Below are 16,409 nucleotides of genomic sequence, written 5' to 3'. Positions count from 1 at the left end.
TGTGGGTATTAGCCATGCGAGCAATCTTCTCGACAGAGAGGGTGCCGCAATGGCCACCTGCATCAACATCAAATATTCGACGCGATGGAACGCCGCTCTCGCACTTAAGGCGATCAGAAATAAGGGTCGCTCCCGTGCGCTAAAGGTCCCGGTCCGTATCTACACTTGCGAACATTGTGGTGCGTGGCACTTAACCTCGAAGAAGCGCAGTGGAAAGCCCCGTAGGTGGGAATTGCAAGCACATTGACGCCTGGACACAGCATCCATTTTCTGCGAAAACTCAACGATGGACGAGGCCTACGCAGGCAAAGTCAGCCTTGCGATCTCAGGTCCGGAGGTTCACAGTTATTATTCAATAACGGTGCCTGGGAGGAGCATGGATTGTTATGAGCAACATTCTGATTCGGAACAAGGGCGCAGGACCTTGGGAAGAGCCAGCGCCCAGCCGCTTCGAACTGGAGGCCCATTTACAGGAAATCCTGGCGGACCATCCTCAACTAATCCCGGGGGTGGGCCCCGCAGCTAGAACCTGCAAAGAGTTCCGTTCTGATGTCGGACGCACTGATCTGGTCGCCGTTGAAAGCGATGGATCGATCACGCTTGTTGAGTGCAAACTCGCTTCCAATCCACAGATTAGACGCGAGATCATTGGGCAAATGTTCGATTATGCATCCCGCTTCTGGAAAATGAACGCAGTCGAGTTTCAAACGCAATGGGAGGCACGCACCGGGCATCCGCTGGTTGGCGCCGCCGATCAGGACATCCACTTCGAAGAAGACCTGGCCAAAAATCTGACGGCCGGACGATTCAGTATCGTACTCGCTGTCGATGAAATAAGCGCTGGCCTCAAACGGATGGTTGAATACCTCAACTTCATGGCGGGACCAGAAACGTCAATTATCGCAGTCCAGTACACCAGAATGTCTACCGGCGACATAGACATACTCATGCACGAAACTTATGGGGAAGAAATCGCAGAAGCCAAGGCAGAAGTTGCGAAACGCCAACAGCGGACGTGGACCCTTCGCGAATATCAAGACTGGCTGGAGATCAACGATCGTCAAAATTTGGATAAGTTCAACAACCTGATCGCGAAAGCGGATAGCCGTGGCATGACCTTCGCCGGCTCTCCCGTCGGCTTGAAGACCATTCCTTCCGGTGGGCTTAGGATCAATAATGAACAGCTGGGATGGATCGGAACTCTTTACATCTACCACTACGAGGGAGGGCGGACCTCCTTGGAATTTAGCTTCACCAATCAAGAAAACAAGTCAGTGATACAACGGATGAACCCAGCGGTTATCGAGGCGTTTCTCTACTCATTGAACCAGGTCCCGCATTTCCAGAAGGCAGCGGGAATCTTGAAGGATATGAGAGATAGCAATTTCGTCAAGCGCCCCAACATCGCCCTTTCGGATCTGCCTGACTCAGCCATCGATAAGGTTGTTGTAGCACTGGACAAACTAAGGACAGGACCGGTCGTCCCGTAGTCGTACCTTCCTGCCTCAATGGTCAAACGTTTAAGGGAAGCGACGGTAGCAGCGCCTCGATAACTGGAATACTCCAACGAGGATGAAACCCTGAAACGTTCGACTTCAGGGCGCAGTGCTCCCGCAGATGAAGCAACCTTGAGCAGTGACGGCGTCGAACACCAATTTAGTTCTCTGCAGGTACAAGGCCGGTACGCTCACCCGGATGCGCTTCTGACGCCGACGCAGATGAGTACATCGCTCCAGTCGAATGGATCTCAACCGTAGATCAGGATCAAGCGCATTGGCGACTAGGCAGGTTCGCCAACCAAACAGTGCATTGCAAGCTACGCAACCAACTTACAATCGAGGATTTGACCATCTTCGGACTCGAGGAATGAAGAGGGCTGTGGAGCCCGGGCCGGTCTCGATCTACTGCCAGGTTTCGTTAATCGCCGAATCCAAGATACAACCAAAGGACAAAGGCGTCGCGGATCTCAGGGGCTGAAACCTAGTGGCTTTTTGTGCAACGCTCAATCTGGACTCGCTTTGTGAAGAGCAGCCCACTCAGTTGGCAGCGTGCGCCCGGCGAGTAAGCTCCTCCACCAATGACCAAGGCGACCCAGACGCGACTCTCAACTCCAAGTCGCCAGTTCCGAAGTGGCCAATGTTGCTTACATCTCGGCTGAAGTACTCGTGAAGGTCGACCGTTTTGGGATCCAGCTTCAAATAAATCAAAAGATTCTTGGATGTTGGATGGACTTCCACACATGCAAAGTTCTTAAGGCGTCGAAAAGCGAAGTACAGGGACCGTTCGTTCTTGACGACGTCATCTCCTAATGACAGAGCGAAGGTTTCAAACTTTTCATATAGGGACTTGAGATCGTCGTCTGCTTGAGCAAGCAGTTCGGCGACTGTTTTTGACCGACTGGACTTTTTTCCTGTGTCAGGCGAAACCGTCGTTGGTTTCTTCCTCGTGGCTGTTGTCTCGGTCGTGACTGTAGTAACTAGTTCGATGGCCAGCAGGTCAGGACCAAAATCTCGATAGCGCACTAACTCGACATTTCGGTTGATCTGCCTGACGGCATATTCGTCATAGCGGGTAAAGTCGTTTGCTACGCAAATGAGCCGTGGGGCTGACCAATCGATGTTGTCGGCTACATCGGCCCCGATTTTCGAAGCTACCAATATTTGGAATTCACCTTTGTGATCCATGAGCCAGTCAAGATAGAACAAGCCTTGGTTGATGACGTTCTCATTCGTGGTTCTCTTGTACTCGAAAATGACGGGTGAGCCGTTTTCGTCCAGCCCCAGAGAGTCGATCCTTCCTCGGTGAATCTTGCCTGTTGTGTACTCACTGGCTAGAAATCGAACACCGAACGTAGTGTCCATATTCTCTTCGATAAGGGTCTGAAGATTCCGCTCCAGCGCGAGCGTTTGGGACGCTAGTTCTGTGGCTTTGCCACCATCAATTCGGAACAGTTTCAGATCGGGCATGCAAATAACTCTTCCACATCCGACTCAAGAAATGAATGAGTCCTGCTGCTTCTCTGACAACCGCGACTGCTACTCCCTCTATGAGCGCGGTTATGTTGCCGTGGAGCGATGTGAGGAGCCGCCCCGGTGCCGCTGCCCTATGAGGATGACGCAGATGACACTATAATGATTTGTATGATTCGTCATCCAGTGCCTTTGAAGACCCCGCCGGAGCACCCACGCCAAGCTAAAGACATCACCCGGGTCGAAGAGTTGCTGCGCCGCCGGGATGAAAATCTGGTCCGCAGTGCCGCTGCACTCTCCGAAGTCCTCGCCCATGTCGAGGTTGGCATGGAGGCCACACCTGCCGTAGCGCGGTCTCTGCAGGCGACAGAAAACCGGTGGCGGGCCATGGAGCGCGAGTTTGGCATGCTGGACAGCGGCGGCGTCGCGGAGCTTCTCGGGTCGAGTCCGACCAATCGGAACCGGGCTCACGCCTTAGCCAAGGAAGGCAGAATACTGGGCGTGAAGCGCGGGCGGAAAGTTCTCTTCCCCGGCTTCCAGTTCAATCACGAGGCAGGCGAAGTCCGTGAGGTCATTGCTGAACTGGCTGAAATTGGCCGCACCGCGGGATGGGAGGAGCGGCACCTGCTCCAGTGGATGTGCACACCGAACGGATACCTGGATGGTGACCGCCCAGTGGACCACATTGAGGACGCTGACCGTCTGATCAGTGCCGCCCGGTCGGACCTGGCCGAGCGTTGGTAGTCGTCCCCGCTCCCCCGGTTCCCTTCGATCCGGAGAGCGAGGTGCTGCCCGCCGGAATGGTGCTGTATAGAAGCTATGGCAACCGGCGTAAGCCCACCGAATTCAATCCAGGTTTCGGCGAGCCGACCCGTTTCGCCTTTTTCGGGAACCCGCCCGTGCCAGTGCTGTATGCGGCCGAAAATGTGGAGGCAGCCGTCTGCGAAAGCATCCTGCACCATCTTCCGGCCAAAGGCGGTACGTTGTACCCGGCAAAGTACCTGGATCGGATATGCGCCGGACTGGTGACAACACGGGACCTCCGGCTGGCGGCTTTCCACGGCACTGGGCTGCGCCGCTTCGGGCTGGTCCCCGATCAGCTGACATCCTGCAACGCCGCACTGTATTCCAGTACGGTCACTTGGGCGGAAGCCGCTTGGAAGGCTGGATTCGACGGTTGCGTCTGGATGTCGTCGAAGCTTAATTCTTCGCGGGCCTATGTCCTTTTCGGGCAAGCCAATGGCTCCCTGGACATAGATCCAGGGAGCACCCCTATGGAGTTTGCCAACGGGCCGGATCTGGACTGGCTAATCGACTTTTGCAGCTCCATCAAGATCGACGTAGAGGTTCCATAGCCCCTCACTTGCCCAGGATTGTTGGAGACTCTCACATACTGGATGGAATGGTGATTTTCAGTTCGAGAGTACGGGCCTCCGGGGCCAAGGCGAAGTCTGGCCATACGTCGGGGCCGCAGGCGCGGCTTCCCAACCCGTGCTGTGCAGCATCCAAATACAGGTACGTCCGGTCGCTGGCCGGAATTTCATGCGGATGTCCTGCCGAGGCAACTTCCTCTGCGGTATTTCGGCAGAGCGTGAAACCGGGGAACCTACCTGCGGCGTCCCGCTGAGCGGTGATATCCGCCCATGGCTTGTCCTTTTCCGCGAGCTGGAGCCACCGTAGGTCGCTGCGGTGGCCGTTCTCCTGCGGCCGCGCGTAGGGAAAGGTGAGGTCATCGATCGCCGCTTGGAACTGGCCGGTCATGGCAGCGTTCATGCTGTCGGGATAGGACTCGTGCGGCCCACTTCCGAACCAGGTTGCTCCCGAGATCGTTGACGGCAGGTCGAAGCGGACTCCGAGGCGTGGCCACAGGATGTCCCAGCCAGTCGTCGGCATCATTTCAATCTGCAACAGCAGGCTGGCATCGTCAGACCCCGGTTCGTCCAATAACGTCCAGGTGGTCTGCGTCCACACAGCTTGCACGTCCCTGGCGGCGGCGGATCTGGTCCGCATCCGCAACTGCGAGTCCCCCACCTCAACGCTGTCGATACGGTGCTCCAGCCGGTCCAGGCCGGCGGAAAGCCACTGCACTTCCGATGAAGGAGCCGGCTGGCCATGACCGAGACTGGCCCGTGGATCAGTGCGGTGGTAGCTACCGAATGATGACCCGCGATCATTATCGGTTGGAGCCCGCCACAGTTGAAGGCGGGGACCGTTCACCGGGAGACCATTGAGGCGAGTGAGCCGGCCGTCGCGGAATGTCGCAGGACCAAGCGTGAGCTCGCCAACCGCTGGAGTTCGCGACTCCCCCACCGTCGATGAATGTTGCCGCAACTGTCCACGCCCAAACAGCGATTGCCGCGCATAGGCCGAGCGGCCGGTCGTGGAAAGGGAGCGGCTGGACTTGCGGGTGACGTCCTTCTGCGAAGCAGCCACAACGTGTCCGGCACTCCCCCACACGGTGTCTTCGCGCAGTTCGGCGGTGATGGTCAGCCAGCTTTCAGCGTCCTCCGCAGTTTTGAAAGCTGGAAGTTCCACGTTGGAGGTCTCACCCGCAGCCAACTTGCCCGAAGCGATGTCGAGCTCCCCGCCGTCGGCCGTGACGCCGTCGTACTCCAGGTTCCAAGTGAAGATCAGGCCGGAGGTGTCAGCGGTGTGTTGCGCATTGATGACGCGGACAAAGTCGTCGACGAATTCGAACCGGATCGGTTGGACGACGGCCTTGAACTCGTGCAGACCGGGGGTGGGAGTATCGTCGCTGAGTATCAGTCCATCCATGACGAAGTTCCCGTCATGGAGCACCTCGCCAAAGTCCCCGCCGTAGCCGAAATACTCGGTTCCGTCGGCGGTTTTGGTGCGGATACCGTGGTCGCGCCACTCCCAGACGAAGCCGCCGTGCAGCCGTGGATAGCGACGGACGAGTTCCTCGTATTGGTCCAGGGCGCCGGGTCCGTTACCCATGGCGTGGGCGTACTCGCAGAGGATGAAGGGCCTGCTGCGTTGGCGTGCCGATTCCGCGGCATTGCAGCCGAGGAGGAGTTCCGAAGAGCCGTCCTTGCCGATCGATTCCGTCTCCGGCACCGACGAGTACATGCGCGAATAGACGTCGGTGTACTCGCCGGTGTAGTCGCCCTCGTAATGCACCGGCCGGCCGGGATCGCGGGTGTGCGCCCAGCTCGAGGTGGCGGCGAGATTCATGCCGGTGCCGGCTTCATTACCGAGCGACCACATCACGATGCTGGGATGGTTCTTGTCCCGCTCGACCATGCGTTCAATCCGGTCAAGGTACGCGGACCGCCAGGCCGGGTCGTCGCTGGGATTATCGATCCAGCCATTCTTCTCGAAGCCGTGCGTCTCAATATCGCATTCGTCGATCACCCAGAACCCGATCTCGTCGGCCAGATCGAGCAGCCGCGGATGGGGCGGATAGTGGCTGGTGCGGATCGCGTTGACGTTGAACTGTTTCATTCGGTACAGGTCCGCGCGGGCGTGCTCCTCGTCGAAGACACGTCCCCGGTCGGGATGCGCCTCATGCCTGTTCACGCCGTGGAACACCACGCGCCGGCCATTGACCAGGAACTGGTCCCCGATGATCTCGACGGTGCGGAAGCCGAGCCGCAGGTTTACGGTCTCGGCCGCCGTTGTAACGGTGGCTTCGTAGAGCCGCGGGGTTTCCGCGGTCCATGGTTCCACCCGGCGGATGCTGATGTCATCGACGTCGTGCGGCGTTTCCCAGACCTGCTCGATCCCGAGTTCGGGCACGCGCAGAGTGACCGGGTACGCGTCCGCCCCGGCGATGATTTCCGGCGATATGGATCCGCCGCCGTCGAGGTAGCCCGTCCGCAGCCAGGCGTCGTCGATCCCGCCCTCCGGCCTGGCCTCCAACGTGACGTCGCGGAAGATTCCCGGCAGCCACCACTGGTCCTGGTCTTCGAGGTAACTCGCGGCCGACCACTGATGAGCCCGGACGACGATGAGGTTATCCCCGGCGCTCACGTCGTCCGTCACGTCGAATTCCTGCACCAGGCGGCTGCCCTTTCCGACGCCGATCTCCTGGCCATTGATCCAGACCCGGTACGTGGACTCCACGCCGTCGAACCGCAGCACGATTCGTTCCGCACTGGCCCAGTCCCCGGGGAGCGCGAAGCGACGCCGGTAGTCACCGGTGGGATTCTCGTCAGGGACATGCGGCGGGTCGACTGGGAAGGGGTACTGGACGTTGGTGTAGATCGGCCGGCCCCACTTCCCATCCCCCTGCAGCACCCAATGACCAGGAACCTGGATGTGGTCCCAGCTGGAGTCGTCGAAACTTCCCGCCGCGACGTCGTCGGGCATCTCGCCGTCGGGAAGGGTTCCGGTGCTGTGGCTCTGGCCGGGCGCGGCATCCAGCAAGCGGAACCGCCAGTGCCCGTTGAGCGACATCCGGGGTGCGTCTGATCGGAGCGATGACCGGGGTGGCAGGCGTTTGCCGCTGCCGGGTGCCCGATCCGAGAGGTACTGTTCAACCGGCATCGTCATTTGACGGATCCTTCCGTGAGTCCGCCGCGCCAGAAGCGCTGCAGAACGATCATTGCAATTCCAAGTGGGATGACGGACAGCAGGACGCCGCCGGTCGTGAGTTCGTAGAATTCGGGCAGCCGCTCCACCTGGGTGCTCCAGTTCTTGAGGCCCAGGGTGATTGGGTACAGGTTTGAATCGGCGAGCATGACCAGCGGAAGGAAGTAGTTATTCCAGATGCTGACCAGCTGGAACAGGAATACCGTGACCAGTGCAGGGGTCAGTATCCGCAGCCCGACGGTATGGAAAATCCGCAATTCACTTGCTCCATCCAACCGGGCCGCTTCCATCAGCGAGCCGTCCACGGAGGCGTCCGCGTAGATCCGGCACAGGAACAATCCGAACGGCGAAACGAGCGAAGGCAGCAGCACGCTCCAGTAGGTGTTGGCCAGGCCCATCTGGCTGAAGAGCAGGAACAGCGGCAGCGCCGTCGCGGTCCCGGGGACAAGGACACCGCCGAGGACTGTGCCGAAGATCAGGTTCCGGCCGCGGAAGTTGTACTTGGACAGCGCATAGCCGCCCGCCGCCGCAAAGTAGGTGGCACCCAGTGCGCCCACCCCTGCATACAAGACCGAGTTGGCGAACCAGCGGACGAAGACACCGCCGTCGAACGTCAACACCTGCACCACGTTGGTCCAGAGGTTGAAGGTGCTTCCGACCCAGAACCCGTTGCTGGCAAAGAGATCTTCGGTGGTCTTGGTCGCGGCCAGGACAACCCAGTACACGGGAACCAGGAAGTACAGTGCGACGACGACGAGTACCCCGGTGATGAGGATCGTCGCCGCACGGGGCCGGCCGGTTGAGCGTTTCGTTTCGTCCGGCGCGGTTTGGGCCTTGGCGGCCTCGCGGCTGATGACGTTCTGGGTGGCGGTCATACGGACTTCCTATTGGTCAGGCGCAGGAACGCGAACGAGAGCACGAACGCGGCGAGCGCAATCAACACTGCCTGGGCAGCCGCATCGTTGTAGTCGTTGTACGCGAACGCCGTCGTATATGCGCTGAGGTTCGGGGTGTACTGGCTGTCGATCGCAGGCGACGTTGAGGCGAGGACCTGCGGTTCGGCGAAGAGCTGCATGGTCCCGATGATCGAGAAGACGGTGGTCAGCAGCAGCGCCGGGCGGATGAGCGGGACCTGGATTTTCCACGCCACCTGCCAACCGCTCGCGCCGTCCATCTTCGCCGCTTCGTAAATCTCACCGGGGATGGATTTGAGCTGGGCGATGATGATCATCATGTTGTAGCCGGTGTAGGTCCAGGTCACGATGTTGGCGATGGACCACAGCACGGTGGATGGGCCCAGGAAGTCCAATTCAATTCCTACGACGGCGGCCGCATCGATGATCGGACTCAGTCCGGGGACATACAGGAACGACCAGAGGATCGTCGCGATAACGCCGGGAATGCCGTACGGGAGGAAATACGCGGCGCGGAAAAATCCGGGCCAGCGGGCGGAGGCCGATTCCAGCAGGATCGCCAGCACGGTGGCGAGCAGCATCATGATGGGTACCTGGACCAGCCCGAAGAGCACCATCCGCCCGATCGAGGCGAGGAAGCCGGCGTCGGCCAGTACTTGGACATAGTTTTCGAACCAGGCGAATTCGGAGACCACGCCCTGTTCACCGAAGAGACCTTCGCGGCGAACGCTGGTGAAGCTGCTGCCCACGGCCGCGAGGATCGGCAGGATGAACGTGAGCAGGAACAGCAACAGGAAAGGTGCCAGCAACAGCCACGGCGTGCGCTTGAGATTCTTTGTCATGAGTGGTCTGCCTTTCGGATGCTCAGGCCCTTGTTCTTGAACGCGTCCATGATCTTGCCTTCGGCCCCTGCGACGGCGTCGACGAGGGTGCCGCCCGATGCCTGCTTGCGGAACTCGTCGGACAGGATGTTGAACGACTGCTGCGTGAGCGGCCACCAGTTCCAATCCGGATTCTGCTGCTTGGCCGCGGGCGCGAAGACCTCTTCGTTGTAGCTCTGGCCGCCGAAGAATTCTGACGGGCCCAGCCTCGAGGTGCCGATGACGTCGGGAGTTGGCGACCAGCCGATGCCGCTGTGCTCGATCATGGCGTCGATACCCTCCTGGCTGGTCGTCATCCACGTCGCGAATTGCAGCGCCTCGTAGGGATGCTGGCTGTTCGCGAGGACGGCGGCCGTGGATCCACCAATTTGTGTGGACCCATACCCCTGCTTGCCCCATCTGGGCATATCCGCCACCCGCCATTTGCCCTCGGCGCCGCTGACGCCCTGGATCAGTGCGTCGGCCCAGCTGGCACTGGTGATCGAGGCGAGCTTGCCATTCGCGGCGGAGGAGAACCATGCCGGCGAGAAGGGTTCGTACGCCGTCGTCACCAGATCCTTCTTGAGGGCGTTGTCGAAGAAACGGGCGACCCGCATCGTGGCATCACCGGTCATGTCGATGGTCCAGCCGTCGTCGGTGGTCTTCAGCCAGGTTGCTCCGGCTTGGATCGCGTAAGCGGTGAAGATGCTCGGATCCGACAGTGGGAAGCAATCGAGGTACACCTTGGCGCGCCGGAGTTCCGCGGCCAACTGCGCCCAGTCACCCCAGGTTTCGGGCGGTTTCGCTCCCACCTGATCCAGCAGTTCGGTCTGGTAGTAGAAACCGACCGGCCCCGAGTCCTGCGGAATCCCATACACGCCGTCATTGAAACTGACCTGGTTCCACAACGTTGGGTCATAGCGGCCGGCATAGTCGTTGGCGCCGTAGCGGGCCAGATCGACCAGGCCGTTGACCAGGATGAATTCGGGAAGTGTCCGCATCTCGATCTGCGCCAGATCCGGACCACTCTGCGCGGCGAGCGCGGAGAAGATCTTCTGATACCCGCCGTCGTTGCTGGCCGGAATCCACACCGTCTGCACCTGCACATCCGGATTCTTCGCATTCCAGATGTCCGCGACCTTTTGCAGATTCTTCAGCCAGGACCAATAGGTCAGCGTGACCTTCTTGCCCGCCTGCGGAATCGTTGGAGCAGCATTGATCGACGTACTTCCGGGCGTTCCACACCCTGCGATGGAAGCCATGACCGCGGCGCCCAAGCCGTAGCCGAGCAGTTGCCGCCGTGTCACCGGTCCTGTCATAAGTTCACCTCGTTGTGCTGAAAAGAAGAGCAAACACTCACGCATTCCGGCTTGCCCGCCCGGCTTTGCTGTCTATCGCCACCGGGCTGCCGACGTCGTGATGTCAAGCACAGTAACACAAAATTCGAGCGGTCACTCTACTTTCACGTTGCGTTACGGTAGTCTGCTGGACAGGAGCATTTCGGTCGCTTGGGCCGGCAGCGGCCGGTTGGGCCGACACAAAGGAGGGGGTGGCCAGTGGCCACGAAACAGGCGGGACGGAAGCCGGCGGGACGCAGCGGATCGCGCGGACCGTACGCGAAGTCAACGCAAAAACGCGGCGCCATTATCGACGCCGCGCATGAAGTGTTCTCCCAACGCGGCTACCGCGCAGCCTCGCTGAAAAACATCAGCGACGCCGCCGGAATCAGCGAAACCAGCCTCTTTCACTACTTCCCCACCAAGCAGGATCTACTGGTCGCCGTGCTGAATCACCGGGATAAGATCGGCGTCAGAGCCCAGCCCGACGGCGATGCTTACGTCGATCTCTACACTGAGCTTGAGCAACAGGCCAAGTGGAACGAGGACGTTCCCGGCGTGGTGCAGCTGTACTCGGTACTCGTCAGTGAAGCGACCACAGAGGATCATCCCGGCCGGCAGTATTTCGCCGAGCGTTTCGCGGGATTGCGGCAACGCTACGCACAGGAATTCGCCAAGCTACAGGACGAAGGCCGGCTGCGCTCTGGGGCCGACCCGGACATGCTGGCCACATCCCTCGTGGCCCTGTGGGACGGCATCCAGGTGCAATGGCTTCACGACCCATCCAGCGTCGACGTGGCAGCCACGCTTCGCGCCTTTCTCGACCTGGCGATTCTTCCCGATCCGGCCCGCTGACTTCGCTGGGGTTGCCATCACCCAAGCAACTTTGGAGATCAACCTGGCCATCGCTAATCTTCAGGAACCGGGTTCCCCGCCCGGCGACGTATATCTATCGGTATCATCATCAGAATCCGTTTAAACGAATCACTTCTTGCATCTTACGAAACGTTGCTCCGGACGGAGCAAATGCCAATGCAGCAGTACGAAATTCTCGCGTAATTGTGAACAAACTTGAATTGTCCCCGAGTTCCGCGAAACGAGAAAACCGGTCCGAATTTTCCGGAACACGATTTAGCGCTTTCCCCGTTGCCTGCCTCAACTGGACTGCAGAAGAACCACCAGAACGAACAAGTTTGTCTGAGAAAGCGGCGATATTGACCAGACCGTATTGCAACTTGTCGAGTGGGAGGAACCCAGAAACCTGATCACTCACCGCATGGATCGCAAGATTGAGGGCACGCTCGTAGTTTCCAAGCCGTGACTCAACGACGGCCCACTCGACATAGAAGCCTCGCTGGAATTGCATGTGATCCGCAAACTCGGGAAGTCGTTTAGAAATCTCTAAGGCGTATTTTTGCGCGGTCCGTAATTGTCCATTTTCGCGACGGACAGCGATTGCAGTTACTCGAGGCTCCAGTCTGCCCGGCGCACCATCAACTGCGGCAAAACTAGCTGCCAGGGCCTCACCCCCTGATAGTTGACGAGCTATCTTATAGGCACATGCGTAATCTGCACTCGTATAGTCACCTGAATACCTCATTGCGGCGCCCTTGCGAGCTATGTCCACCACAACACTTTCCAACTCTTCATGACCACTTAAAATGTCATAAATAGCATTGGCGATCGATGGATGGCGCACATAGACACGATCTCCAATTTGGGATATGCCAACCTCTCGACCCAAAGGTTCAACTACTAGCCGCACGACGTCTTGGTTCGTGACGTTAGCGAGCACGCCTAATGCAGCAAGGCTAAGACCTGCACCCTGATCAGCTTCCAAGTCCCAAGCTACTTGAGTAACCGCAACAGCACTAAGCAAGTGCTTAAAGCTGATGCCAGCTATTGCCAATCGTGCAATTCGAGCAAGCAAATCGTTAACGCGATCATACAGTCCCTCCCCACCCCATAGATGAAGAATCGACCCAAAAAGCGAACGACCTTGTGAGGATTCACCTGCATCAGAGATCATAGAAGCGACGGCATCTTTGGAATAGTCAGCATAAGACGCTGGAAGCAAGCTGTGGTGCTGCCAAGCCTCGGCAAGTGCTAGGGCATCCCCTTCACTAAACTGTTCAAATTCTAGGACTATTGCATTCTGATTCGACAACTTGTTCTGAACATGTTGAGAACGCAAATACGATGTGTGCATGGACAAGACCCATATAATTCGGCCCCTAGTTCCCTCTTCCAGGGCCAAATGCGATTGATAAACTTGATCAAATACCAAGTCAGCGTCGTCAATAAATAGGATCGATAAGTCACTACTCACCGCAACATACTCGATCCAATCCGGCGTAATCCGTGGAGCAGCGGGATTTCGATTCAATATGTTGGCGTCGGGATGTTCCGTCACGAGTTTCATCGCGACCTGATGCAGTGCCGTGGATTTTCCTTCTCCTGCCGGGCCTGAAATGACTATAAACTTAGAATCACCTGATGAACATGCTTCCTTTACTGTGGATAAGGCATCTATTGCATTATCTAACATAGGCATTTGCTGGGCGGAAGCCCAAGAAGGATGTGCCCCATCCATATATCTCAAGAGAGTGCTCTTTGTGAAAGTATTATCTGTGGAGGAAGGAGCAGCTGACCAACCTAGAGGAACGGTCTTAGATGCTCGTTTAAGGATTCCAACTTCATCAATAACACCCTTCAAGAAGTCTTCAGCGCGGATTTCACAATAGACGTTGATCCCCGCAATTCCGTTAATATCATTCAATAAGGGGTGCGCCTTGATTCCACTTTGAGGCCCATACTGAAGCCACATGATTTCAGTTTCAAGAGAGGAAGTATGGCCATCTTTAATCATTTGAGTTAATGTGCGAGTAAACGAGTCGTCCCACCCTCCATACCCTAAAACTACGAGAATGGACTTGTCCAGTAATCGGGTAATCATGCGCTGGATATCCGGACGCTCTTTTCCAAGTTCGAGAGCCGTACTAAGAGTGGCGGTCTTTTCCCACGACCCGTGCAGATGCACTATTGGCAATGGACCTAAGATTGCATCTATTGGGAAGGCCTGCGTACCGGGCACAGCCAATGGCGTCGATGAAATCTGGTGTAAATTAAATGACGCCTCTGTCAATGAATCGAAATTGGTAGTAATCACCGCACCCTTTTGCTGGTGTGGGATTTGCGAGAACAATTCTCCCAATAATTTTTGAGCTACTGGGAGATTCCAATCGGTGTCTTTAATGGATTCTGGGTCTACACCCGCAGATATCGCGTCCGAATTCAACGCTTGCAGGACGCCTTTTCCAATAGCGGCAGCAAGACCCCGGTCACCTCTTCGGCGTTGAACTTCCCTAGCCGCCGCTTGATATTGGTCCGATTCCGATAACGTTCTCACTCTTTCTTTGAGCTTAGGATCGTTACCGACTTCATTTAAGAATATTGAAACCATAGCCTTGGTGCTCGGCACCTCTGGAGCGCTAAGTCCTGAACCGGTAAGAAAAACGATCTTGCGATCTTCTTCATGTTGAATTGCGTATGACAGGCGGTCTATGGCCTGATCGATATCACTCATGCAAGTTCGTCCTCCCCCAAACCAATATGTCGTGACGTTGATCCTCTCATGCAGTCGCTTCTAATGCGCCTTGTGGGGGCGATACTTATCGTTTCGTTATCATTTTATTTCTTCTTGATGAACCTCAGTGAGCACACTCTCCATCAGACCACCCCTCGCGTGAGGAGTCAGGCATAGTTGCAACCGGCATCCTGCTGCTGGGAGCCTTGTAGCGCTTGCTCCGCGTGTTCTGGATTGTGGCGGCATCAACGAAAGGTGCTTCGGAGTATTTCTCCACCTTCACCATTGCGCCGGGTACACCTTCACCTTTGCGCCGGGTACGTCCCTGTCCGACAACGTTTCCGAATAAGCTGCCAGCTGCGACCGCATCTTTTGGCAGTTGATGCTGAACACAGCCCTCTACGCCGGCGTCGGCGCCCTGATCTCGACCTATGTGTCGGCCCTCCCTGGTTATGTGGTTGCGAAGTTCTCTTTCTGGGCAAGTTGACTGTATTCAAAAAACTGCTGACCGGTGCTGGTTCCTGGAGTCAGCCGGGCGATACCCCAGTACTTCCTGATAGTCGAGTTTAAACTGACCAACACTAATTGTCCCCTGAGGCGAAGCCGCTAGATCCTGACCTGCCCATCCACGCACGTCAACGCATGGCCGCCAACCCAGACGCCGTCGTCGTCCTGGTCGATGAAGACGCGGCCGCGGCGGCCAAGCGCGGTTCCTTGGGATACTACATAGCTGGCAGGCAGCCGCTCTTCCCCGATCAGCCACCCCGCGAGACCGGCATTGAGCGAACCGGTTACCGGATCTTCCGGTACGCCGAGAGAGGGGACAAAGGCGCGGACTTCCACATCCGCCGGACCGTCATCGAAATACTTTCCGATGACGCCCACTTTGAAATCCCCCATCGCAGACATGTCAGGCTCCAGGGCCAGCACCGTCTGCGCTGAATCGAGTTCGACGCCCAACCATCCGGGACCGTTGTCCACCCATGAGGCCCCGAGCACTTGATCGTCGCTGATACCCAGACTGGCCACAACTTGCCTCAGATCCGCCTCCGACGGCGCACCGGAACGCAGCAACGCAGGTGCCGCGAACGCCAGCTTGCCGGAATCCCGCCGAAGAGTGATCAGCCCGAGTCCGCATTCCTGAATCACCACACCCTCCCGTGCCGGCTCCCCGCCCTTCTCCAACCAGGCGTGACAGGTCCCCAGCGTGGGATGACCGGCAAACGGAAGTTCCCCACCGGGGGTGAATATCCGCACCCGGTAATCCGCACCCGGATCGGTAGGCTCCAACAAGAAAGTCGTCTCGGACAGGTTCGTCCAACGAGCGAACTGTGCCATCTGCTCATCAGTCAGGGAATCGGCCCCGTGGACCACGGCCACAGGATTGCCTTTCACCGGCTCGGAAGAGAAGACGTCGACCTGGGAAAACAGAAACTCTCGCATCAGGAAATTCTAAAGGCTCTAGTTATGCAAATATTCACGGTATCGCCGAAGTAGCTTTGCCCTGCGGCGGCCGCTCGTGGCAGTCATGCGGTCCAGTCTTCGATCTGCAGTCCCGGAACCCGCTCGAACTCCCGAATGTCGTTCGTCACGACCGTTAAACCTGCCGACCGGGCATGGCCAGCGATCATGGCATCGTAAGGGCCGATAGGGGTGCCCAGCCGCCGCAGTTCGGCGCGGATTCTGCCCGTGTGGTGCGCCGCTGCTCCGTCGAAGGGAAGAACCTCCAGGCGCGCCGTAAATCCTTCGATGGTTCGCAGATTCGCATCGACGCGTGAGGAGTTTTCCGCTCCGTAAATCAGTTCAGACAGCGCGACCGAGGAAATGCAGAGTCTTCCTTGATGTTCGTTGAACCGCCGACGGAGATCGTCGGGCTTGTTCTTGAGCACAAATATGACGGTGTTCGTATCGAGCATGAACTGAATCATCAAAGCCGCTCGCGGTCTTGCTGCAGTGGTTGCTCGCGCTGAAAATCCTCAGAGACGACAGGTTCGTCAAACCAGCTGTCCCAGACCATATCCACTGGCGTCAGAATCCGGGAATGGCCAACAGCAAAGACCGCTACCTCACTCACCGAAGAGGGTAGTTCCAACGATTTGGGCAGCCTGACCGCCTGCGATTGGTTACTCCTAAACAGCTTCGCCGTCAACATGGCTCCTCCTGCTAATTTCCTGGATATGTCTAGTGTA

The 16,409-nt window shown here is 57.8% G+C and carries 13 protein-coding genes; 4 read left to right on the top strand and 9 right to left on the bottom strand.

Annotated elements, in window-relative coordinates:
- The first annotated feature begins 386 nt into the window (after window positions 1-386).
- Entirely contained in the window at window positions 387-1,490 is a 1,104-nt protein-coding gene (locus tag ACX80B_RS07535; protein WP_459294683.1) for a hypothetical protein, read from the top strand.
- Window positions 1,491-2,036: 546 nt separating this feature from the next.
- Here ACX80B_RS07535 and ACX80B_RS07530 read toward each other — a convergent pair.
- Complete coding sequence (locus ACX80B_RS07530) at window positions 2,037-2,966, bottom strand: DUF5655 domain-containing protein (protein ID WP_459294681.1); 930 nt, start codon at window positions 2,964-2,966, stop codon at window positions 2,037-2,039.
- 174 nt (window positions 2,967-3,140) lie between these two features.
- On the opposite strand from ACX80B_RS07530, the gene ACX80B_RS07525 reads away from it, so the two are divergent.
- A complete protein-coding gene (locus tag ACX80B_RS07525; RefSeq protein ID WP_459294679.1) occupies window positions 3,141-3,713 on the top strand; it encodes a hypothetical protein in 573 nt (190 codons plus the stop codon).
- A complete protein-coding gene (locus ACX80B_RS07520; RefSeq protein WP_459294677.1) occupies window positions 3,707-4,324 on the top strand; it encodes an RES family NAD+ phosphorylase in 618 nt (205 codons plus the stop codon). Before ACX80B_RS07525 ends, ACX80B_RS07520 begins: the two co-directional genes overlap by 7 nt.
- A 31-nt stretch (window positions 4,325-4,355) precedes the next feature.
- Here ACX80B_RS07520 and ACX80B_RS07515 read toward each other — a convergent pair whose 3' ends face one another.
- Genes ACX80B_RS07515 through ACX80B_RS07500 form a run of 4 tightly spaced genes read right to left on the bottom strand, consistent with a single transcriptional unit; the run spans window position 4,356 to window position 10,616 of the window.
- Window positions 4,356-7,484: a glycoside hydrolase family 2 TIM barrel-domain containing protein gene (locus ACX80B_RS07515; RefSeq protein ID WP_459294675.1), complete on the bottom strand. Its 3,129-nt coding sequence runs from the start codon at window positions 7,482-7,484 to the stop codon at window positions 4,356-4,358.
- Window positions 7,481-8,398 (bottom strand): carbohydrate ABC transporter permease, encoded by a 918-nt coding sequence (locus ACX80B_RS07510; protein ID WP_459294673.1) that lies wholly within the window; start codon window positions 8,396-8,398, stop codon window positions 7,481-7,483. The genes ACX80B_RS07515 and ACX80B_RS07510 overlap by 4 nt, the downstream gene beginning before the upstream one ends.
- Window positions 8,395-9,279: a carbohydrate ABC transporter permease gene (locus tag ACX80B_RS07505; protein ID WP_459294671.1), complete on the bottom strand. Its 885-nt coding sequence runs from the start codon at window positions 9,277-9,279 to the stop codon at window positions 8,395-8,397. Before ACX80B_RS07505 ends, ACX80B_RS07510 begins: the two co-directional genes overlap by 4 nt.
- Window positions 9,276-10,616 carry an ABC transporter substrate-binding protein gene (locus ACX80B_RS07500; protein ID WP_459294670.1) on the bottom strand — a complete coding sequence of 447 codons (1,341 nt, stop codon included), beginning with the start codon at window positions 10,614-10,616 and terminating at the stop codon, window positions 9,276-9,278. The genes ACX80B_RS07505 and ACX80B_RS07500 overlap by 4 nt, the downstream gene beginning before the upstream one ends.
- Window positions 10,617-10,853: 237 nt before the next feature.
- On the opposite strand from ACX80B_RS07500, the gene ACX80B_RS07495 reads away from it, so the two are divergent.
- Window positions 10,854-11,489 (top strand): TetR/AcrR family transcriptional regulator, encoded by a 636-nt coding sequence (locus ACX80B_RS07495; RefSeq protein ID WP_459294668.1) that lies wholly within the window; start codon window positions 10,854-10,856, stop codon window positions 11,487-11,489.
- Window positions 11,490-11,598: 109 nt separating this feature from the next.
- Here ACX80B_RS07495 and ACX80B_RS07490 read toward each other — a convergent pair whose 3' ends face one another.
- From ACX80B_RS07490 to vapB, 4 genes are all read right to left on the bottom strand, one after another.
- A complete protein-coding gene (locus tag ACX80B_RS07490) occupies window positions 11,599-14,220 on the bottom strand; it encodes a P-loop NTPase (protein ID WP_459294666.1) in 2,622 nt (873 codons plus the stop codon).
- A gap of 606 nt (window positions 14,221-14,826) precedes the next feature.
- Window positions 14,827-15,663: a PhzF family phenazine biosynthesis protein gene (locus ACX80B_RS07485; protein WP_459294664.1), complete on the bottom strand. Its 837-nt coding sequence runs from the start codon at window positions 15,661-15,663 to the stop codon at window positions 14,827-14,829.
- 83 nt (window positions 15,664-15,746) lie between these two features.
- Window positions 15,747-16,136 (bottom strand): type II toxin-antitoxin system tRNA(fMet)-specific endonuclease VapC, encoded by a 390-nt coding sequence (gene vapC / locus ACX80B_RS07480; RefSeq protein ID WP_459294662.1) that lies wholly within the window; start codon window positions 16,134-16,136, stop codon window positions 15,747-15,749.
- Window positions 16,137-16,147: 11 nt separating this feature from the next.
- Window positions 16,148-16,372, bottom strand: coding sequence for a type II toxin-antitoxin system VapB family antitoxin (gene vapB, locus ACX80B_RS07475; protein ID WP_459294660.1), 225 nt, complete (start codon window positions 16,370-16,372; stop codon window positions 16,148-16,150).
- Between the last annotated feature and the right edge of the window lie 37 nt (window positions 16,373-16,409).

The organism is Arthrobacter monumenti, from assembly GCF_054511255.1.
This window is presented reverse-complemented; position numbering and strand designations above follow the sequence as displayed.

Coding starts and splice junctions, on each gene's coding strand:
- ACX80B_RS07490 (WP_459294666.1), bottom strand. CDS start 14,220: ATGAGTGATATCGATCAGGCCATAGACCGCCTGTCATACGCAATTCAA.
- ACX80B_RS07500 (WP_459294670.1), bottom strand. CDS start 10,616: ATGACAGGACCGGTGACACGGCGGCAACTGCTCGGCTACGGCTTGGGC.
- ACX80B_RS07525 (WP_459294679.1), top strand. CDS start 3,141: ATGATTCGTCATCCAGTGCCTTTGAAGACCCCGCCGGAGCACCCACGC.
- ACX80B_RS07530 (WP_459294681.1), bottom strand. CDS start 2,966: ATGCCCGATCTGAAACTGTTCCGAATTGATGGTGGCAAAGCCACAGAA.
- ACX80B_RS07515 (WP_459294675.1), bottom strand. CDS start 7,484: ATGACGATGCCGGTTGAACAGTACCTCTCGGATCGGGCACCCGGCAGC.
- ACX80B_RS07535 (WP_459294683.1), top strand. CDS start 387: ATGAGCAACATTCTGATTCGGAACAAGGGCGCAGGACCTTGGGAAGAG.
- ACX80B_RS07485 (WP_459294664.1), bottom strand. CDS start 15,663: ATGCGAGAGTTTCTGTTTTCCCAGGTCGACGTCTTCTCTTCCGAGCCG.
- ACX80B_RS07505 (WP_459294671.1), bottom strand. CDS start 9,279: ATGACAAAGAATCTCAAGCGCACGCCGTGGCTGTTGCTGGCACCTTTC.
- ACX80B_RS07510 (WP_459294673.1), bottom strand. CDS start 8,398: ATGACCGCCACCCAGAACGTCATCAGCCGCGAGGCCGCCAAGGCCCAA.
- vapC (WP_459294662.1), bottom strand. CDS start 16,136: ATGCTCGATACGAACACCGTCATATTTGTGCTCAAGAACAAGCCCGAC.
- vapB (WP_459294660.1), bottom strand. CDS start 16,372: ATGTTGACGGCGAAGCTGTTTAGGAGTAACCAATCGCAGGCGGTCAGG.